This window comes from Methylomonas rivi, from assembly GCF_024505165.1.
In the GTDB taxonomy this organism is placed as follows: domain Bacteria; phylum Pseudomonadota; class Gammaproteobacteria; order Methylococcales; family Methylomonadaceae; genus Methylomonas; species Methylomonas rivi.
Window position 1 is genome coordinate 17,181 of the sequence record NZ_JANIBK010000033.1, and the last position, 19,326, is coordinate 36,506.

Consider the following 19,326-nt stretch of genomic DNA (forward strand, 5'->3'; position numbering starts at 1 on the left):
CACCTGCGCAACTAACGGAATCCCATGACCATCAACCATGATCAACCGATCAGCTTCTCCCCTCTGCACAGACTTCAGTGGGAAGAAGCCCAGCAAAAATACGTGATACTCTACCCCGAAGGCATGGTCGAGTTAAATCAAAGCTCGGCGGAAATCCTCAAACTCTGCGATGGCTCGCGCGCGCTGCCGCAAATCGTGGCCGAATTGGAAGAAAAATTTGCGACCGCCGGCCTGACCAACGACATTACCAACTTTCTAAACGTGGCTTTGCAAAATGGCTGGATCAGACAAGCTTAATATCACCCCGCCGCGCTGGCTGCTGGCCGAGCTGAGCTACAAATGCCCGCTGCAATGCCCGTATTGCTCCAATCCGCTGGATTACGCCAAATACCCTGACGAACTCGGCACCGACGACTGGAAACGGGTTTTAAGCGAAGCCCGCAAAATGGGCGCGGTACAATTGGGCTTTTCCGGCGGAGAACCCTTGACTCGCCAGGATTTGTCGGAACTGGTGCGCCACGCCCGCGAACTGGGCTATTACTCCAATCTGATCACCTCCGGCTACGGACTGACCGAAGAAAAAATCGTCGAACTGAAACAAGCCGGGCTCGACCATATCCAGGTCAGTATCCAGGCCAGCACCCAGGAACTCAACGACCATATCGCCGGCACCGCCACCTACCAACACAAGCAGGACGTGGCAAAACTGGTGAAAAAGCACGGCTACCCGATGGTGCTGTGCGTGGTGATCCACCGCGAAAATATTCACCAAATGCCGCAAATTCTGGAAATGGCGGAAAACCTGGGCGCCGATTACCTGGAACTGGCCAATACCCAGTATTACGGCTGGGCGCATTTGAACCGCGACGCCCTGCTGCCGACCAGGGAACAATTCGAGGAAGCGGAAAAAATCGCCCAGGCCTATAAGGAAAAAGTCGCCGGCAAGATGAAGATTTATTACGTGGTGCCTGACTTCTACGAAGACCGCCCCAAAGCCTGCATGAACGGCTGGGGCACGACGTTCCTGACCATCGCGCCGGACGGCACCGCTTTACCCTGCCACTCCGCCCGGGAACTGCCCGGACTGGATTGCCCGAATGTGAAAGATTTCAGCATCGCGGAAATCTGGAACGAATCCAAAACCTTTAATTTCTTCCGTGGCACCGAATGGATGCAGGAACCCTGCCGCAGCTGCGACGAAAAACACAAGGACTTCGGCGGCTGCCGCTGCCAGGCATTTTTGTTCAACGGCGACATGTACAGCACCGACCCTGTCTGCGGCAAATCTCCCGAACGCTACCGGATCGACGCGGCCATTGACTCGGCCCGCCAACTGGCGCTCTCCGGCGAGGAAAAACCGTTAGTGTTTCGTAACAGCAAAAACTCCAAACAGCTATACTGAACCGGGCGTGCGCGGGCTGAAACCGCCGCCGACTCGCTTAAAACGCAAAACGTACCCCGGCGTTAAAGGCATGGCGGCTTTCGTTCTGCAAGCTTAATACCGTCTCGTACTGGATAAAGGCCGAGCCGCCATTGGGCAAAGTTGCCGATAACGAACTTCTTAAATTCAAATAATCGCGATCCGGCTTCCCGGAGCGCACCGAGAAGGTATTACCCGAAAGGTCGTCGACAAAATGAGCCAGTATTCGCCGCGCATCCTTTTGGTACTCGTGTTCCCATTCCAGATTGATCTGCGGATTGAGTACGCCAAACGGCGTACTCAAGGCATAATTAATGATGCCCCCCAAACCGCTGGTCACCGATACGATGCTTTGTTCGCCAATCGCCAGATTCAAGCCGTCCGCGCCCTGTTCGCGGTAAGCGTCGATGCCTACCCGGCTATATTCGCCGCGGCCGCGCAAACCGAATGTCCAGCCTTGCCAGGGATAATCGTAACCCAGCGTGGAACTATAGCGCTGCTGCATGCCTTGCGCCCGGGCATTCGCCTGTTCGTTGACCGGGCCGAACGCATCGACATACGCAATTTTGCGTGCGCTTTTGTAAGTATTAAAGGTAGCGTTGGCGATAAAATCGACAAAGGCATTGTCGCCGATCGTGTAGGATCCGAATCCGGATACGGTATAGGCATCGATATCCAATTGGCTGGCGTTGGTATCCAGTTCCGACCCGGTATAACCGTATCCGCCGGACATCCCCAACAATAATTTCCGGGTCAGCCAATAATCGGCACCCACGCTCGCGCCGTAAGTCTTGGCGCGATAACCGGGATCCAGCGGGGTATTGACCCGCTCGCCGGTTTCGAACTGACCGTTTACGAACAAGCCCAAGCGTTCAAACAAATCGCCATCGCCGGCCGCGCCGCCTTCGGCCCGATAAGGCGCAAGACCGGCCAATGCCGCATTGGGCAGGGCCTGCCCATCTACATTCAGCGACAAACCTTTCAAACTGATGCCGGTAGCGCCGCCGCGCAGTTCGACCAGGCGCTGATTGATATTGTTAACCTGTATCCGCGATAAACGGCTACCGCTCAGTGCTTGGGTAACGGTTTCTTCATGCGATAAATTTTGTAATGCCTGATTGACTTTTTCCAGCCCGCCGGGTTGGTTCAATAACAAGGCGATACCCTCGGCGCGTTCCAGCAAAGCCGGCGAAGCGGACTCGGTTGTTAAAATATTCTGCACTACTTCGATCAGGGTGGTATCCAGAGGATCGGGCGCGGCATCGCTCAAAGCGGCGTCGGCCACGACGATGGTTACCGTAGCGTTTGCCTGCCCGCCACTGACGCTGCTGACGGTATAGCTGAAACTATCCGTACCGACAAAGCCGGCCGCCGGCGTGTAGACAAAACCGCCCCGGTCGGACGTTACGCTGCCGTGCGAAGCGCTACCGATGCTATCCAACTGCGCCACATTGACATCGTTTGCCAGAAAATTCAGGGTCACCGGCTGATCCTTTAGCGTGCTGTAACTATCGTTATTTGCCACCGGTAACGGATTATCGATAGTCAAGTTGGTGCTGAAACTAGGAAACTGGCTGTTAAAAGTCCCCCCGGAAGCCATGGTTTGCCCGCCGTAGATGATGGACATATTGCTGAATTCCTGCCCGCTGATACTGATGTTCAACGGCGTGGCATAAGGCAGCAAGAAACTTTCCGAGAAAGTGCCGGGGCTTTCAAAAACGCCGTAATCGCCGTAGCTTGCGGAAAACACCGTCTGTTGCGTGTTGGCATTGACGATGCTGATGGAGCCGAAAGCGGCGGCATCGAAGGTATCGTCGTAAATAAACACTTCGGCGAGCTGCCCGCCCGCCTCGAAGGTCAAGCCCCGGAGTTGCAGCGAATAAAATTCCGCCGAGATTTGCGAAGCTGTCGGCAACGCTTCGGCGAGCCCCAACACGGAGAACAGCCCCAGATAACAGATCGACAATGCGGATGGCGCGGTACGAAGAGAGGCGACTATCGGGTTTTCAGCCATCGTATGTTTGTTGTTGCGGTTGGAGCTATCGAAGCGATCAAGGCTAATCCGCCTCGGGGATCATGTAAAGTTTAGTAGTATAGCCGCGCTTTTCGCGCGGCCGGTTCCCGGCACGCCTGCGCCACCTGGAAATTGCTTCCAGGTGGCGCAGGCTTCATGAGCGTTAAGCGCATGTTCGAAGCCTATTAAAAGCCTGCAATACCCCATAACCGCACGCCCCGCCGCTGGCGATAGCCGATCAAGGGCATGATGCCAAGGGTAAAGAGTTCATTCGCTTGCGCCTCGGTCAGCACGACTTCCGTTCCCGGCTGTAACACCGGCTCGCCTTCCTCCTCATAACTAAAGGCGGGAATGTCGCTAAAAAACAAGGCTTCGGCGCTGTACTCTTGTGATGCTCTGATCAGCCCGCGCGCCAGTAGCATGGATGCGCAGCCCCACAACAGTTCCTCCGTCCGCGGTATCGCCGAGCATTCCTCAAATTCAAGCACATCGATAGGGTCGCGTTTTTGTCCATACGGCAGCCGCAGCAAATAACGCGGATAAGCCAATAGCAGCCTCTGCGCGCTAAAATTTGAACGTCCCTCGGCTTCGGCGCTCAGTGTCCGTTGAATAAAGCCCTGATCCGCATCGCCTAAAAAACGGCCGCCGCACTGTTGCGCCAAACGGCCGCAATACGACAACAATTCACGGTCTTCGCCGCTTTCGGAGCAGCGGAAATGCCCAATTAATACGACTTCCCGCTCGCCGTCCCCTTTTTGAACATGCTGTACTATTTTTTGAGCCAACGTCGGGCCGCCGCTTTTCTGTTCGGCCATTAACTCGGCCCGGCTAATATCCAGCAGATAAAAATCGTGCCCGTCGGCAAGCTCCTCGTTCAGCAGTATTTGAGTGGCCCGCCATAGCGCTTCCAGACTTTGAAAATCCGGGTTGTGTAAAACCGCACACAAGATTTGACCGATAGCCGCATCGATCACATCAAGCCAATGCCGGTACTGCGGCTCGGTGTTTTTGGTAACAAAAGGCGTTACCATTTGTTTGAGCAGACGCTCGACCGTATCCGGTTCATCGTAGGTCTTCTCAGGTTTCTTTCCCAAAAGCCGCTCCAGCAACTCATCCTGGCTTTCCGTTACCGCCTCCGGCTCGACAGCCGCCTGTGCCGACGGAAAAAAAGCCTGAATTTTCGCGGCGGCTTGCGCGGCCGTGACCGGATTGCTCAGTTGCTGTTTTAATACCCGCAAATCCGCAATGAGTTTAACTTTATCCAACCAGGTATCCGGATGAAAATCCTCCACCGATTCAAAACGCAACTGCAAATGGGTATCGAGTCGGAGGACGGGCGCCATTTCGGCCATGACCCGATCGAAGCTATCGTTATCGATAGCGCGGATTTTACGTTGCTCCCATGGCGTATCGCCGGCCCCGGAAAATCCGCCCAAGATATAAAACCGGTAGGCTTGTACTTGTTGGCGGCTTTGCGCGGCGCCGGACTTGTTAAAGTCCATGGTAAAGTCGATTCTGCCGGACATCGCACCTCCTCTTGATTTTAGTTTTTATAAACAGTAACAGAGCCCGCACCCGGCAACAAGCATTGCAAACGATTTTGTAGGCGGGAGAGCCAAGCCGTCCGTGTCCGGCTTATCCGTTAATGATAAAATCCGCCTTTATTTAATTGACAGGTCCTCGCAGCCCATGAACGCTCCCGCCGCACTGTACGAATCCTCCCTTCCGCACCTGAAACTGCTCGGCCGCGGCAAAGTCCGCGACATGTACGAAATAGACGACAAGCACTTATTGATCGTCACCACCGATCGCATGTCGGCGTTTGACGTCATCATGTCCGAAGCGATTCCCGGCAAGGGCCAGGTGTTGACGCAAGTCTCCAATTTCTGGTTTGAAAAAATGCGCGGCATCATCCCCAATCACTTGGCGGACGACTTGAGCCTGGACCAAGTCGTTCCCGACCCGGCGTTGAGACAGCCCTTAGAAGGCCGTGCCATTGTCGTGAAACGCTTAAAACCCCTGCCGATCGAAGCCATCGTCCGCGGTTATCTGATAGGGTCTGGCTGGAAAGATTATCTGGCTTGCGGCGCGGTATGCGGTATCGAATTGCCCGCCGGCCTGCAACAAGCGCAACAACTGCCCGAACCCATTTATACCCCATCCAGCAAAGCCGAAATGGGCGTTCACGACGAAAACATCAGTTTTGCCGATACTGTTGCCTTAGTCGGCCAAGAGCTTGCCGAACAAGTCCGCGATGTCAGCATCAAGCTGTATACCACGGCAGCCGCTTATGCACGCGAGCGCGGCATCATCATCGCCGACACCAAATTCGAATTCGGCCTGGACAACAGCGGCAAATTATATCTGATCGACGAAGCGTTGACCCCGGACTCCTCCCGATTCTGGCCGGTCGAACAGTACCAAGTCGGCATCAGCCCGCCCAGCTTCGATAAGCAATACTTGCGCGATTATCTGGAAACCCTGGATTGGAACAAAACCGCGCCCGGCCCCAGACTGCCCCCGCTGGTCGTGCAAAAATGCGCGGAAAAATATCAGGAAGCCAAGCAAAAACTGACCGGCAAATAGGTTCTTTACCGGACCGGATAAAAAAGGCCGCATCGCTTGTAACCGATGCGGCCTTTTTATATTTATTGCGCCGACAATTTAGGCGTCGGTATCCAATTCTTCGGCGGCCAGTTTTTTACCCGGCAAATAGTTGGGCGCCACACTGATTAAAATGGTCAGGAAAGTGGCCAGATACGGTACGGCTTGCACGGCCAGTACGGCAACCCACAACTGCCCGCTGGTGTTGTCGAATTGCGGCTCCATCCGCATCGCCACGATGCCGGCGACTAACAAGCTCAACAACAGAATTTCCTGCCAGATCACCAACAAGCCGGCAATCAGCGGCCCCTGGGCTTCGTATTTCGGCGTGCGCATAAAGGGCTTGCCCGAGGTAAACAAGCCCTGCAAGGTGCCGCGCGCCACGGTATGGGTCAAGGACAACCCGGCCAAAGCAGCGCCCAAGGCTTGCAGCGTGGAACAGGCCACCCGAGCCTTATACAGCCACAGGCCTCGTCCCACTTTAAACACGAACAAACCGATGGTCGGCAACAAGAACGCGTTGATCGGCAATTCGCTATGCAGCGGATTAAGCACCAGCAGGGTGGTCAAAATCAAACTGGCGCCGGTAAACAACAGCGCCAAGGCATCGGAAAACCAGGGCAGCCAACCGGCCACGAAGTAATAACGTTGCGCGGACGTCAGCGATGACTTTTTGTTGGGCAAAAAATGCCGCCAATGCTTTTTGATGATTTGCATGGCGCCGTATACCCAGCGGAAACGTTGCGTCATATAGCCGGAGAAGGTATCCGGCATCAAGCCGCGACCGAACGATTCCTTGCAATAGACCGAATCGTAGCCGGCTTCGTAGAGGCGCAATCCCAGTTCGCTATCCTCGCAAATACACCACTCGCCCCAAGCGCCGACCTTATCGAAGGCCGATTTGCGCACCATGGTCATGGTGCCGTGCTGGATGATGGCGTTGTATTCATTGCGCTGCACCATGCCGATATTGAAGAAGCCCGCGTATTCCCAATAACACATGTCCTTGAAAGTGCTTTGGTGGGCGTCGCGGTAATCCTGCGGCGATTGCACGAAGCCGACGTTTTCCCGGTCGAAATACGGCACCATGGATTTCAGCCAGTCCGGCGACAGGATGTAGTCGCTATCGATAACGGCGATAATTTCGGCGTCTTCGGCGGTGTTTTCCAACGCATAGTTAATCGCGCCGGCCTTGAAGCCCGGCCAGTTATCCAGATGGAAGAACCTGAATTTAGCGCCCAAGCGGTCGCAATCCGCCCGCACGGGTTGCCAAACCGCCGGGTCCTTGGTGTTGTTATCCATGACCAGCACTTCAAAGTTCGGGTAATCCACTTTGGCCAAGGCATTCAGGGTCTTGCGCACCATTTCCGGCGGTTCGTTATGAATCGGCAGATGGATGGAGACTTTAGGGTATTTGAAATCCGCGTGCGGCTGCAGCGGCGTAAACGTGCGCCGCCCCTTGCGGTGCCACAACACTTCCGCCAGTTCCAGGCTTTCCGTCAACAACACCAGAATCGCCATGGCCTGCATCATTAACAGAATGCTCCAGAACACCACGGAAAAACTGGTTTGATACTGGGCCGCTGCGATAGAAGCCGACCAGAATAATACCGAGGCCGCCAAGTTGGCCACGATGCCGAACAACAATTTACCCGGCAACTTCAAACTCTTGCGGGTAAACAAAAAGGCCGCCATCAAGATAACGCTGAGTACCGCGGCGCCACTGGCGAAGTTGCGCCACATCGGGTTGGCGACCACCTCGCCTTCCATCGGGAATTTCGGCTGGCGATCGGCATTGAATAAGCCCCAATACGCACCGGCCGTGCCTTCGAGTTCGATTTTCCAGGGCTGGTCGAACGCCTCGATAACATAGTAAATAATGTTTTCAGCCGTCGCCCTATTCAGGAAAGCCCGTAAAAACTTGGCTTCGTTGATTAGCGATGCGCTTGCGCTTTTTTGCGGCGGTCCGTCGGAAGGCCAACCCGCCTCGGTTATGACGATGGGTTTATTCGGATACAGTTGTTGCAACTCGTAAAACCGTTTGAACACATAGTCGACCGCGGCATCGCCTTCGGCACCGCTCGGCAGGTCGACAGGCACGCCCTCCCAATAAGGCAGCACGTGAACGCCGATATAATCCACTTCGGCCACCAGCGCGGGATTAGCGACCCAAATATCCCAGGTCTCGGAGGTGCTCACCGGCTTCCAGGTGCGTTTTTTGACTTCCCTTATGTAGTCGATCAATTGATTGGCTTTCTCGGCAACCTTGAGTTTGACTTCGGCTTCGATTTTGTCGTTGATTTCCTGTTCGCTAAGTCGACCGCCGAATTCCGAGCGGATTTGCTCGGCAATAGGGCCGGCAAGCTTGGAACGCGCCCGCAACAAGGATTCGTTGCCCACCAAGGTGCGAACTATGGTTTTAGGATACTGGTTGCTTAAATTGATCAGGCTTTCGATATCGCGGCGATTTTTTTCTTCGATGGTCTGTTTGTCTGCCTCGGTGGTATTGTCGTCGAACAAATCTATCCAGGCGCCCATCGCTAAGTTAATACCGGTTTTAGCGGCCAACTCGGGCACAACTTCCATGCCCTCGATAGAGGTATAGGTTCTGATGGAATGCACCTTGTCGGCTAACAGTTCCAGGTCTGCCTGCACTTGTTCGCGAGTCGGGTAATTTTTCTTCTCGGGACTAAAATCGCGCCGGGTGCCGTTGTAAGTGACGCCCATCATGGTGCTGTTCCAAGACGGCAGTTGCAACGGGTTATTGATATAAGTCCAGACGGCGAAGTTACCGACAACCAGAACTATTAAAGTAAATAAGGTAGCTATTTTGGCTTTCATTTCGAGCGGAAAACTCCAAATCTAAAAAAGGGGGGATCGGTAAACGTTATATTTTAGGGTGCGCTGGGTACTACAATCGGCATGCATGTTTTAGCGGTTACAGTAGTGTAGTCCGGTTTTGGCCGGCATACCGGATTACGCCCGACATCCGCCCAAAAAAAACCCTGCAAAACCCGGCCTAAGTCAAGCATCCATCAAACCGGGCAAACGCCCATTATTCTGACTCGCTCTGCTTAGGCCAAGCTTAATGCAGGGCCGCGGGAATGTTTTATTTCAGGGACAGGGTTTCCGCGCGTCCTATCGTTTCGATATTCAGTTTATCTTCTTTCAACAGCCAGCCAATCGCGCGCTGGACTTCATTTTTGCCCAGACCGGTTTCCGTTGTGATTTTAGAGACACTGGCATCACCATTTTCATTCAGATAGTGCCAAATTTTACCAGCCGCATCACCAATTACATCTCTCATTTCAACACCTCACATTTCAACAAAAAAACCATCTTTGGCCTTGCCGGCTCATTCATGCGAACTTTATTGTACCGAAAACGCTTAGCGGTCGTCGGGTAGTACGATATTCAACTCCAGGGTTTCCTGATTGCCATCCTGTTCGAAGTTAACCGTAATGGCATCCTGGCCGACGTTGACATATTTACGAATGACCGCAAGCAACTCCTGCTGCAATTGTGGCAAGTACGAAGGCTGGTTGCGCGAGGAGCGTTCATGGGCAACCAGAATTTGTAAGCGCTCTTTTGCCAGCGAGGCACTGCTCGGTTTCGATGATCTGAAATAATCCAAGAGACTCATTACTTTCTCCCTAGCAGCTTGCTAAACAAGCCTTTTTTCTCTTCCTCAATAAAACGATGGGGTTTGTCTTCCCCTAAATACCGGGCCACGATGTCCTGATAGGCTTGACCGGCATCGCTTTGTTCGTCGAGGATGACAGGCGTGCCTGAATTTGAAGCATTCAATACCGATTTGGACTCCGGAATCACGCCCAACAAATGCAGCGATAGAATTTCCTGAACATCGTCCACGCTCAGCATTTCGCCCAGTTTGACGCGGTCGGGCGAATACCGCGACAGCAACAAGTATTCCTTGATGGGGTCCTCTCCTCTTTCCGCCCGGCGCGACTTGCTGGACAAAATCCCCAACATGCGGTCGGAATCGCGCACCGAAGAGACTTCGGGGTTGGTCACCACGAACGCATCGTCGGCAAAGTACATGGCCAGGGTCGCGCCGCGCTCGATACCCGCCGGCGAATCGCAGACGATGTATTTGAATTCTTTTGCCAGTTCCTCGAGAATTTTGCCGACGCCTTCCGTGGTCAAGGCATCTTTGTCCCGGGTTTGCGAAGCCGGCAGGATATAAAGCTGATCGCAGCGTTTGTCCCTGATCAAGGCTTGGTTCAGGGTCGCTTCGTTATTGATGACGTTGACCAAATCATAAACCACCCGGCGTTCGCAGCCCATGATCAAATCCAGGTTGCGCAATCCCACATCAAAATCGATAACCGCGGTTTTATGGCCTCTTTTTGCCAGGCCCATTGCGATAGCCGCACTGGTTGTGGTCTTACCCACACCACCTTTTCCTGACGTTACGACGATAATTCTGGCCAATGTTATTCCTCCGAGGAAAGCTTAAATATCTTTAATAATTAGGGTCTGGTTATCCAGACTGATTTGAACGGGTTTGTGCGCCGTTTCCGGACTTAAATCATCGCTGAGCTGATAAATACCGGCTATCGAAATCAATTCCGCCTGCAGATCGGAGCAAAAAATCCGGCTATTGATATCCCCCAATACCCCCGCCAGGGCCCGTCCGCGCAGGGAACCGTACACATGAATATTACCTTCGGCCATGATCTCGGCGCCGGCGCTCACGGTAGCGGTGACTATCAAATCGCCTTTGGCGTAAACCCGCTGCCCGGAGCGCACCGGCTGGGTGATTAATTTGTTTTCGAGGGTTTGCTCAGGCTGCTTGGTTGCTTCCGCTTCCGGCACCGCCAGGGTTTTCGCGGCCGGTTTATTCGTCATGGGCGTATTGCTGCCGTGCATGGAATGAACCGGCAGATTCATCTCCAGGGCCGCATGATTTTGCTTTTCGTTGCCGCCGCGGATGCCGATGGGCATAAACGCCAAATCGCGCACCCGTTTAACCAGCGCTTGCAAATCGATATCCAGGCCCTGGCTATTCAATTTTTGCAAATCGATCAGCAAGGGCGAATGCCTGAAAAACTCCGGCGCCTGGGCGATTTTTTCTTGTAATTGTTGTTCGATATGCAGTTCATCGTTACTCGCCAACAGCAATACCGGCACCGTCAATGAGGTGCTTTTAAACTCTAAAGCTGCTTTTTGCAACGTGGGGGAACTGGTCGACATAGAGTTTTCAAAGGGAATCAGCTATTTGTAAGGGAAATACTATCATTATCCGCCGGAAAAAGCATAGCGCGACTTAGAGCAGGAACAGGGTTGCCAAACCCAGGAATGCCATAAACCCCACCACATCGGTTACCGTGGTCAACAATACCCCGCCCGCCAAGGCCGGATCGATGCCCAGCCGGTCCAACACCACCGGAATGGTCACTCCCGACAATGCCGCGCACACCAGATTTATCAGCATGGCCGACCCCAGCAGCAAGCCGAGATGCATGTCATGAAACCAGAAGCCGGCCACGCCGGCCACCACGACCGCCCAGACCAGACCGTTCACCAAACCGACCGACACTTCCTTAAGCAACAGGCTCATGGTATTGCCGGAGGATACTTGCTGCAGCGCCAGACCGCGGATTACCAAGGTCAGCGTTTGACTGCCGGCGATACCGCCCATGCTGGCAACGATGGGCATCAATACCGCCAACGCCACGATCTGCTGAATGGTATCTTCGAATAAATCGATCACCCACGCCGCTAAAAAGGCGGTCAGCAAATTGATGCCCAGCCAGACGGCGCGGCGCTTGGCGCTGGTGACCACCGGCGCGAACATGTCGTGCTCCTCGGTCAAGCCGGCCATGCCCATCAGCGAGTGGTCCGCTTCTTCCCGAATCGCGCCGACGATATCGTCTATGGCGATGCGGCCGATGACCTTGCCGTCATCCGCCACTACCGGCATAGCCAATAATTTGCGCTGCTCGAACAGCCTCACCACATCGCGGCTGGGCATGCTGTATATAACGGCAATGCCGCGGTTATCCATCACGTCGGCCACCTTGCTGTGCGGGTCGCTTGCCAGAAACTGGCTTAAAGGCAAAACCCCCTGAAACTGTTCGGTGCGGTCGACCACAATTAAGCTTTCGGTGCCCGCCGGAATTTTACCGCGCTTCCTTAGATAACGGGCCACCACATCCAAAGTCACATCGGAACGCACCGTCAGCACATCCCGGGACATCAAGCCGCCGGCGGTATGCTCGCCGTAACGCAGGTCTTTTTCGAAGCGGCTGCGGTTTTGCGCGCCAATGGTCTCAATAACTTGCGACAGCAAAGGTTCGGGCAGCACATGCAACAGGTCGACCATGTTGTCCGACCCCATATTTTCGCAAGCGGCGATCAGGTCCTTGCGGTCGGTGATTTTCAGCAGGCCGCTACCCACTTCGACATTGACCTCGATCAGAATCTCCCCCATCACGCTGGGCGGAATCACCTCCCAAATTTTGGCGCGTTGTTCCGGCCCCAGGGATTCGAGAATATGCGCCGTTTCGGCGGGATATAAAGAATGCACCAGATTTCTGATTTCAATCTGGGAGCCTTTTTCCAGGATCTTGCTGACTCTGTCCAGCAGCTGTTTATTATTTTCTATCGGCAATGATGACATAATGGAAACGATTATTTTTAGGGACCACGCTTTCGACTAGCGCAGCTCGCGATGCCTGACGATCACATTCGGAATCTTGTCTTTAAAATATTGGCTAAGCGCTTCGACCAAAAAAACCGAACGGTGCTGCCCGCCGGTACAGCCAATGGCAATGGTCAGATAGCTGCGGTTATCGGACTCGAAACGGGGCGCCCAGCGTTCGATAAACCGGCTGATGTCCTGCAAAAATTCCTGGACTATGGTTTCGCTTTGCAAAAAATCGATAACCGGCTGGTCTTTGCCGTTATGTCCGCGCAATTCCGCTACCCAATAGGGATTGGGCAAACTGCGGGCATCGAATACAAAATCCGCGTCCAACGGAATACCGTATTTAAACCCGAAGGACTGAAATAAAATCGACAAACTGCCCTTGCCCTTTTCGCCCAGGCAGTTTTTCAGCAACCCCCTTAACTGGTGATACAAGGTATAGCTGGTATCGATCGTAATATCGGCATGAACGGCGAACGGCCGCAACACTTCCTGCTCGATTTCCAAGGCTTCCCGCAAGGGCCTGTCGGGCGTGGTGAGCGGGTGCCGGCGGCGGGTTTCGCTATAGCGCTTGAGGATGATATTTTCCTCGGCATGCATATACACCACTTCGCATTCGATACCTTTATCCCGAATAAATTTCAGATTATTGGGAAAATCCGCCAAGTTTTCGGTTTGATTGCGAGCATCGATGCCGATGGCGGTTTTTTGATAGGTTTGCCTATCTTCCAGCATCACATGGTCAATAAAATCCTGCAGCAAGACGACCGGTAAATTATCGATGCAGTAATATCCGCAATCTTCCAGCGTATCCAGAGCGATGCTTTTTCCGGAGCCTGACAAGCCGCTGATAATGACCAATTTCATAAACTATTAACAGGGCGAAGCCCAGCTTCGCCCTGCCCTGGTGGCTTAGTAATTAACGATGGTTTTGTAATTTTTCTTTGTGTTTGACAATCTGTCTGTCCAATTTGTCGACCATGTTATCGATAGCGACATACATATCTTCTTGCGTATCGTCGGCATACAGCTTTGCGCCGCTGATTTGCACGGTAGCCTCCGCTTTTTGTTCCAGTTTTTCGACGGTCAAGATGACGTGAACATCGACCACATTATCGAAATGGCGTTTTAATTTGCTGATTTTGTCTTCCACATGGGCTCTTAATGCCTCGGTGACTTCTACGTGATGACCTGTGATACTGACTTGCATGGAAATACTCCTGTTTATAAAAAATGTGCTTCCCGTTAGATTAAATTAGCCTTTTCCGCTGGCTGGTGGAAGGAATCGACATGGCTTCGCGGTATTTGGCAATGGTACGGCGCGCCACATTGATGCCCTTCTCGTTCAATAAGTCGGATATTTTACTATCGCTTAAGGGTTTGGCCGGATTTTCATTCCCCACCAACTCTTTTATCAGTGCTCTGATCGCCGTGGCGGAACACTCCCCTCCTCCTTCCGTGCTGACATGGCTGGAGAAGAAGTATTTAAATTCGATCACCCCCTGCGGCGTGTGCATGTATTTTTGTGTGGTGACCCTGGAAATGGTGGATTCGTGCAGTTCCAATTCCTCGGCGATATCGCGCAACACCATGGCTTTCATGGCAATCGGACCGTGCTCGAAAAATTCGCCCTGCTTTTCCACGATACTTTTGGCCACCCGCAACAGCGTATCGTTGCGGCTGTGCAGGCTTTTGATAAACCAACGCGCTTCCTGCATGTGGTTTTTCATGCTGACATTGTCCTGGCTATTATCGGCCCGCTTGATCATGCCGGAATAGAACGGATTGATGCGCAGCTTGGGGGCGATATCGGGATTAAGCGTGACCTGCCATTGGTCCTTGACCTTGTGGACGAACACGTCGGGCACCACGTACTCCACGTCCATTTCCTGCAAACGCGCGCCGGGCTTGGGATCCAAACTGCGTATCAGAGCCAGAACCCCTTTCAATTGCTCTTCGTTGAAACCGACCCGTTTCATCAGCCGGGCCTGATCGCAACTGGCCAACAGTTCCAAATGCCGGGTAACGAAATCCAGCGTGTCGGCTTTATAAGGGGTAGCGTCGGGCAATTGCAGCACTTGCAACCGCAAGCAATCCGCCAAATCCAGCGCGCCGACACCGACCGGATCGAAATTCTGGATCATGTGCAATACGGCCTGCACCTCGTCCATTTCCAGATCGTCCAACTGCTCCAGCAACCCCTGGTAAATATCGTTCAAATCGGTGGCGACATAGCCGTCGTCGTTAATGGCGTCGATAATCCCCACCGCAATGGCGTAATCGCGCTCGGAGACATGGGTCAATTCCAATTGCCAGATCAAATGGTCTTGCAGGGTTTGGGTTTTGCCGCGAAAGGTTTCGAATTCGGCGCTATCGGACGAATCGTCTCCGGCCGGCAAGGCGCTTTCATAGACGTCATCCCAACTGACATCGACCGGCAGTTCGTCCGGCAGGTCCGTTTGCGAGCCCTCGCTGGTGACCTGATCGTTATTTTCGGTTTTCTTTTCCCTGTACTCCAGGGTCGGCAAATCGTCCTCTTCAACCTCCAGCATCATATTGGATTCCAACGCCTGTTGAATTTCCTGCTGCAGATCCAGGGTCGACATCTGCAACAGTTTAATCGCCTGCTGCAATTGCGGCGTCATCGTCAGGCTCTGACCAATTCTGAGCTGTAAAGATTGCTTCATAACTACCCGATCTCTATAAGCTAAATGTGTCGCCCAAATATACGCGGCGGACTTCCTCGTTTTCAACCAATTGCCGCGAGGCTCCCTCGGCAATCACCCCTCCTGCATTCAGGATGTAGGCCCGATCGCATATTTCAAGCGTTTCCCGAACCTTATGCTCGGTAATCAATATGCCGATGCCCCGGTCCTTCAATTGGGCAATAATTTTTTGCAACTCCAGCACCGAAATCGGATCGACGCCGGCAAACGGCTCGTCCAGCAGAATAAACTGCGGCTCCGACGCCAGCGCCCTGGCGATTTCCACCCGCCGGCGCTCCCCGCCCGACAGCCCCATGGACTGCTGGTTACGCAAATGGCTGATGCCGAACTCGCCCAGCAATTCATCGATCATCAACTCGATCTGGCCGTCGGTCAGGTCGGCGCGAATCTGCAAGACTGCCCGCAAGTTATCCGCCACGCTCAATTTACGGAACACCGAAGCTTCCTGGGCCAAATAGCCTATGCCCAGCCGGGCCCGCCTATGCATGGGATGGTGGGTAATACGCTGATCATCCAGATAAATTTCTCCGGCATCGGCCTTGACCAAGCCCACCAGCATATAAAAACTGGTGGTTTTACCGGCGCCGTTGGGCCCCAGCAAACCGACCACCTCGCTGGTGTCAACCTGCAGGCTGACCCCGTTAACAACGTTGCGCCGGTTATAACTTTTGAATAATTGTTCCGCCCTTAAACGCGCCATATCACTGAGCCGGTTTTGCTTTGGGTTTGATCACGGAATGGACGCGCTTGCCGTCCGCGCGGGGCTCGCCGGCCTTCAGCAGAGAGTTTTTAGTATCATACTCGATATGGTCGCTGGATTGTTTGGCATCCCCCTGCCAGACCGAGGCATTTTGCATAAAGATCAGCAAATTTTTGTCGGGATAAAATTCGTTGACCAAACCTTCCCCGTACATTTTTTCCTTGCCCACGGCGGGTAACTGTTCGAATTTCGAAGGCTTCCCGGTCGCCACCAACTTGATAATGTCGCCGTCTTTCATATAAACCACCAGTTTATCGGCGTCGATTCTAATGCTACCCTGCTTGGCCACCACATTACCGGTATACGTGCTGACTTCCGCCTTTTCGTCGTAAACCGCGTTATCCGAATCGATATACACGGGCTGCTCGGCGTCCGTTTCCAAACCGAATGCCAGACGCGCGGACAGCAACAGCCCCAAGCCGATAAACTTACTTAATTTCATAACGCCCTTTAACCTTGGACAATAATTTCAAGTGAATAGGACTCACAAAGGTTACTTCCATACCGGTGCCCGATGTTCGATTGGGTGGGCTAACGATATCCGCCCAAGCCGTTGTTTCCGCAAAATGGGTTGACAATTTAACCCGTAAATCCGACGTATCGATTGTCAAGGCCGAAGAGCCCCGCTCTGCCGCGCGATCGATAACCGCCTTGCCGTTCAGTTGCAGATTGTCCCCGTCGGCCGCCATGACGCCGCTATCGGATCGAATCACCCACGGCGCGGCATTAGGGTTATGCAAAACCATCACCGGCCGCTCCAGATGGGTGGATCCGTCCGCTTTATAATGGCGCATGCTTGCCGCCGTCAATTCGCTCTTGGGCAAGCCATCCGGCCCCATTTCTTGTTTGTAATAGCCCGAACTGAAAAAATCGGGGCTATTTTCCGCCACTTTAATTTCGATGGCGCGCTGTTCGTATAACTGCTGCAACCACCACGTCAGCAACGCCGCCGCGGCCACATAAATAAACAGTTGGTATTTATCCCAAAAATTCATAAATAGTTCTGCAACATCGCCTCAAAAGTGCCCTGCACCTGCATGATCAGGTCGCACACCTCGCGCACCGCCCCCAATCCGCCCGGCGCCAACGTGCACCAGTCCGCGCGCTGCTTGACGGCAAAATTCGCATCGGCAACCGCCACCGCGAAGCCGGCTTGCAGCATAATCGGCAAATCCAGTACATCGTCGCCAACGTGGGCGGCCTGCTCGGGACGCAAATTCAGGTTTTGCAGAATCTCGGCAAAGGCCGCCCGCTTGTTTTCGTGGCCCTGGTAGACTAAATCGACCCCCAGGCTTTGCATGCGCAAGGCCACGGAGTTGGATTTTCGGCCGGAAATCACCGCTACCTCGACGCCGGATTGGCGCAACAATTTAATGCCATGGCCGTCGCGGGCATGAAAGCATTTATATTCCCTGCCGTTGTCGTCGAAAAACAAACGCCCGTCGGTCAACACCCCGTCGACATCCAATATCAATAACTTTAGCAGCTTGATTTTATCTTGTTGCGCCCGCGATATATTCAGCATGCCTTCTCCTCAAACAATACCGGCCCGCAGCAAATCGTGCATATTTAACGCACCCTCCAGACGCCGGTTTTCGTCGACGACCAACAGGGCATTGATCTTTTTGGCTTCCATAATTTGCATGGCTTCCGCGGCCAATATGCCGCTCGTAATCACCGTCCCCGGGCACGTCATGACACTGGCAACCCGGGTAACGTGTACGTCCAGATTTTTCTCCAGCATGCGCCGCAAATCGCCGTCGGTGAAGATGCCCGCCACGCGCTGGCTTTGATCGACCACCGCCGTCATCCCCAGTTTCTTTTCCGTCATTTCCAGCAAGGCTTTACTGACCGTCACCGAATCGGCAACCATCGGCACTTCGGCGCCGCGGTGCATAATGTCGCTAACTTGCAATAACAAGCGCCTGCCCAGACTGCCGCCCGGATGGGACAAGGCAAAATCGTCACGGGTAAATCCCTTGCTTTGCAGCAGCGAAACCGCCAGGGCATCGCCCATCACCAAGGCCGCCGTGGTGCTGGCCGTGGGAGCCAGTCCCAACGGACAGGCCTCCTGCTCGACAGCCACATTAAGGTGTACGCTTGCGAACTTGGCCAAAGCCGATCCGGTATTGCCGGTCATGGCAATCAGCGGTACGCCCAGCCGCTTAATGATAGGCAAAATCGTCAAAATTTCTTCGGTTTCGCCGGAATTCGACAGCGCCAACACCACATCCTGCCGGGTAATCATACCCAGATCGCCGTGGCTGGCCTCGCCCGGGTGCACAAAAAAAGCCGGGGTTCCGGTACTGGCCAACGTGGCGGCGATTTTGCCGGCGATATGCCCGGATTTCCCCATGCCGGTGACGACGACGCGGCCCTTGCAAGCCAATAATAAACGGCAGGCGCGGATAAATTGCTCGTCAATGCGTTCGGCCAGCTTGGCAACGGCCTTGGTTTCGGTTTGTATGACCGCAATCGCCAATGCTTGAATATCCTCATCGCGCGCCAAACTGATGCTCCCGTCTAAATGTTAAAAAAGGAACCATTATTGCATGTTATTGCCGACCTTTTCATCTCGAGTCATTGACTTATTCTTAACGACTCATACAAAATAGTCATCCTAAATTCAAAAAAAATCTTGAAACCTCGGCAAATGCCTATAAGCGCAAGCTCAACAAATCATATAGTTACCGTCGAAAACCTTAGTTTTTCCCGCGGAACGCGAAAAATTTTCGACGATATCAGTCTGAATATTCCGCGCGGCAAAGTCACCGCCATCATGGGCCCCAGCGGCACCGGCAAAACCACTTTGCTCAAATTAATCGGCGGCCAACTGTATCCGCATGCCGGCCACGTTCGCGTGGACGGTCAAAACGTACATAAACTGAAGACCAAGGACTTGTATGGTTTGCGCAAACGCATGGGCATGCTGTTCCAAAGCGGCGCGCTGCTGACCGACATGAATGTCTACGACAATGTGGCTTTTCCATTGAGGGAACACACGCATCTGCCGGAATCCATGATCCGCAGCCTGGTGCTGATGAAATTGCAGGCCGTCGGCTTGCGCGGCGCCCGCCATTTGATGCCGAACGAACTGTCCGGCGGCATGGCCCGGCGGGTGGCGCTGGC

The 19,326-nt window shown here is 53.6% G+C and carries 20 protein-coding genes; 4 read left to right on the forward strand and 16 right to left on the reverse strand.

Features of this window, described 5'->3' with window-relative positions:
• Positions 1-24: 24 nt before the first annotated feature.
• Both pqqD and pqqE read left to right on the forward strand, forming a co-directional pair.
• Positions 25-297 (forward strand): pyrroloquinoline quinone biosynthesis peptide chaperone PqqD, encoded by a 273-nt coding sequence (gene pqqD / locus NP596_RS08500; RefSeq protein WP_256614886.1) that lies wholly within the window; start codon positions 25-27, stop codon positions 295-297.
• A complete protein-coding gene (pqqE, locus tag NP596_RS08505) occupies positions 275-1,402 on the forward strand; it encodes a pyrroloquinoline quinone biosynthesis protein PqqE (protein WP_256614887.1) in 1,128 nt (375 codons plus the stop codon). Before pqqD ends, pqqE begins: the two co-directional genes overlap by 23 nt.
• 37 nt (positions 1,403-1,439) lie before the next feature.
• On the opposite strand, the gene NP596_RS08510 is transcribed toward pqqE, so the two are convergent.
• Together NP596_RS08510 and NP596_RS08515 are read right to left on the reverse strand one after the other, a co-directional pair.
• On the reverse strand, positions 1,440-3,434 hold the full coding sequence (locus NP596_RS08510) for an autotransporter family protein (protein ID WP_256614889.1): 1,995 nt from the start codon (positions 3,432-3,434) through the stop codon (positions 1,440-1,442).
• A gap of 185 nt (positions 3,435-3,619) precedes the next feature.
• Positions 3,620-4,960: a type VI secretion system contractile sheath domain-containing protein gene (locus NP596_RS08515; RefSeq protein ID WP_256614890.1), complete on the reverse strand. Its 1,341-nt coding sequence runs from the start codon at positions 4,958-4,960 to the stop codon at positions 3,620-3,622.
• 163 nt (positions 4,961-5,123) lie between these two features.
• On the opposite strand from NP596_RS08515, the gene NP596_RS08520 reads away from it, so the two are divergent.
• Positions 5,124-6,020, forward strand: coding sequence for a phosphoribosylaminoimidazolesuccinocarboxamide synthase (locus NP596_RS08520; protein ID WP_256614891.1), 897 nt, complete (start codon positions 5,124-5,126; stop codon positions 6,018-6,020).
• A gap of 78 nt (positions 6,021-6,098) precedes the next feature.
• Here the strand turns inward: NP596_RS08520 and NP596_RS08525 are convergent, their stop codons facing one another.
• The 14 genes from NP596_RS08525 to NP596_RS08590 form a co-directional block, all read right to left on the reverse strand.
• Positions 6,099-8,879, reverse strand: coding sequence for a glycosyltransferase (locus NP596_RS08525; RefSeq protein ID WP_256614892.1), 2,781 nt, complete (start codon positions 8,877-8,879; stop codon positions 6,099-6,101).
• A gap of 268 nt (positions 8,880-9,147) precedes the next feature.
• Complete coding sequence (locus tag NP596_RS08530) at positions 9,148-9,345, reverse strand: winged helix-turn-helix domain-containing protein (RefSeq protein ID WP_256614893.1); 198 nt, start codon at positions 9,343-9,345, stop codon at positions 9,148-9,150.
• A gap of 81 nt (positions 9,346-9,426) precedes the next feature.
• A complete protein-coding gene (gene minE, locus NP596_RS08535) occupies positions 9,427-9,681 on the reverse strand; it encodes a cell division topological specificity factor MinE (RefSeq protein WP_256602763.1) in 255 nt (84 codons plus the stop codon).
• Entirely contained in the window at positions 9,681-10,493 is an 813-nt protein-coding gene (gene minD, locus NP596_RS08540) for a septum site-determining protein MinD (protein ID WP_256614894.1), read from the reverse strand. The genes minE and minD overlap by 1 nt, the downstream gene beginning before the upstream one ends.
• A 21-nt stretch (positions 10,494-10,514) precedes the next feature.
• Positions 10,515-11,255, reverse strand: a complete 741-nt coding sequence (gene minC / locus NP596_RS08545; RefSeq protein WP_256614895.1) for a septum site-determining protein MinC — start codon at positions 11,253-11,255, stop codon at positions 10,515-10,517.
• A 73-nt stretch (positions 11,256-11,328) separates the two neighbouring features.
• Positions 11,329-12,684 (reverse strand): magnesium transporter, encoded by a 1,356-nt coding sequence (gene mgtE, locus NP596_RS08550; RefSeq protein ID WP_256614896.1) that lies wholly within the window; start codon positions 12,682-12,684, stop codon positions 11,329-11,331.
• A gap of 36 nt (positions 12,685-12,720) precedes the next feature.
• Positions 12,721-13,578 carry an RNase adapter RapZ gene (gene rapZ / locus NP596_RS08555; protein WP_256614897.1) on the reverse strand — a complete coding sequence of 286 codons (858 nt, stop codon included), beginning with the start codon at positions 13,576-13,578 and terminating at the stop codon, positions 12,721-12,723.
• A 52-nt stretch (positions 13,579-13,630) separates the two neighbouring features.
• On the reverse strand, positions 13,631-13,921 hold the full coding sequence (hpf, locus tag NP596_RS08560; protein ID WP_256614898.1) for a ribosome hibernation-promoting factor, HPF/YfiA family: 291 nt from the start codon (positions 13,919-13,921) through the stop codon (positions 13,631-13,633).
• Between the two features lie 40 nt (positions 13,922-13,961).
• Entirely contained in the window at positions 13,962-15,398 is a 1,437-nt protein-coding gene (locus tag NP596_RS08565) for an RNA polymerase factor sigma-54 (protein WP_256614899.1), read from the reverse strand.
• Positions 15,399-15,411: 13 nt separating this feature from the next.
• On the reverse strand, positions 15,412-16,137 hold the full coding sequence (gene lptB / locus NP596_RS08570; protein ID WP_256614900.1) for an LPS export ABC transporter ATP-binding protein: 726 nt from the start codon (positions 16,135-16,137) through the stop codon (positions 15,412-15,414).
• 1 nt (position 16,138) lies between these two features.
• On the reverse strand, positions 16,139-16,639 hold the full coding sequence (gene lptA / locus NP596_RS08575; RefSeq protein WP_256614901.1) for a lipopolysaccharide transport periplasmic protein LptA: 501 nt from the start codon (positions 16,637-16,639) through the stop codon (positions 16,139-16,141).
• Positions 16,626-17,192 (reverse strand): LPS export ABC transporter periplasmic protein LptC, encoded by a 567-nt coding sequence (gene lptC, locus NP596_RS08580; RefSeq protein ID WP_256614902.1) that lies wholly within the window; start codon positions 17,190-17,192, stop codon positions 16,626-16,628. The genes lptA and lptC overlap by 14 nt, the downstream gene beginning before the upstream one ends.
• Positions 17,189-17,722: a KdsC family phosphatase gene (locus NP596_RS08585; protein ID WP_256614903.1), complete on the reverse strand. Its 534-nt coding sequence runs from the start codon at positions 17,720-17,722 to the stop codon at positions 17,189-17,191. Before NP596_RS08585 ends, lptC begins: the two co-directional genes overlap by 4 nt.
• 9 nt (positions 17,723-17,731) lie before the next feature.
• Complete coding sequence (locus NP596_RS08590; protein ID WP_305891720.1) at positions 17,732-18,706, reverse strand: KpsF/GutQ family sugar-phosphate isomerase; 975 nt, start codon at positions 18,704-18,706, stop codon at positions 17,732-17,734.
• 144 nt (positions 18,707-18,850) lie between these two features.
• Between NP596_RS08590 and NP596_RS08595 the strand changes: the two genes are divergently transcribed.
• A partial coding sequence (locus NP596_RS08595; protein ID WP_256614904.1) for an ABC transporter ATP-binding protein occupies positions 18,851-19,326 on the forward strand: 476 nt, incomplete at its 3' end.

Coding starts and splice junctions, on each gene's coding strand:
- mgtE (WP_256614896.1), bottom strand. CDS start 12,684: ATGTCATCATTGCCGATAGAAAATAATAAACAGCTGCTGGACAGAGTC.
- minE (WP_256602763.1), bottom strand. CDS start 9,681: ATGAGTCTCTTGGATTATTTCAGATCATCGAAACCGAGCAGTGCCTCG.
- pqqD (WP_256614886.1), top strand. CDS start 25: ATGACCATCAACCATGATCAACCGATCAGCTTCTCCCCTCTGCACAGA.
- NP596_RS08585 (WP_256614903.1), bottom strand. CDS start 17,722: ATGCTGAATATATCGCGGGCGCAACAAGATAAAATCAAGCTGCTAAAG.
- minC (WP_256614895.1), bottom strand. CDS start 11,255: ATGTCGACCAGTTCCCCCACGTTGCAAAAAGCAGCTTTAGAGTTTAAA.
- lptC (WP_256614902.1), bottom strand. CDS start 17,192: ATGAATTTTTGGGATAAATACCAACTGTTTATTTATGTGGCCGCGGCG.
- pqqE (WP_256614887.1), top strand. CDS start 275: ATGGCTGGATCAGACAAGCTTAATATCACCCCGCCGCGCTGGCTGCTG.
- hpf (WP_256614898.1), bottom strand. CDS start 13,921: ATGCAAGTCAGTATCACAGGTCATCACGTAGAAGTCACCGAGGCATTA.
- NP596_RS08525 (WP_256614892.1), bottom strand. CDS start 8,879: ATGAAAGCCAAAATAGCTACCTTATTTACTTTAATAGTTCTGGTTGTC.
- NP596_RS08510 (WP_256614889.1), bottom strand. CDS start 3,434: ATGGCTGAAAACCCGATAGTCGCCTCTCTTCGTACCGCGCCATCCGCA.
- NP596_RS08515 (WP_256614890.1), bottom strand. CDS start 4,960: ATGTCCGGCAGAATCGACTTTACCATGGACTTTAACAAGTCCGGCGCC.
- lptA (WP_256614901.1), bottom strand. CDS start 16,639: ATGAAATTAAGTAAGTTTATCGGCTTGGGGCTGTTGCTGTCCGCGCGT.
- rapZ (WP_256614897.1), bottom strand. CDS start 13,578: ATGAAATTGGTCATTATCAGCGGCTTGTCAGGCTCCGGAAAAAGCATC.
- NP596_RS08530 (WP_256614893.1), bottom strand. CDS start 9,345: ATGAGAGATGTAATTGGTGATGCGGCTGGTAAAATTTGGCACTATCTG.
- NP596_RS08565 (WP_256614899.1), bottom strand. CDS start 15,398: ATGAAGCAATCTTTACAGCTCAGAATTGGTCAGAGCCTGACGATGACG.
- NP596_RS08520 (WP_256614891.1), top strand. CDS start 5,124: ATGAACGCTCCCGCCGCACTGTACGAATCCTCCCTTCCGCACCTGAAA.
- lptB (WP_256614900.1), bottom strand. CDS start 16,137: ATGGCGCGTTTAAGGGCGGAACAATTATTCAAAAGTTATAACCGGCGC.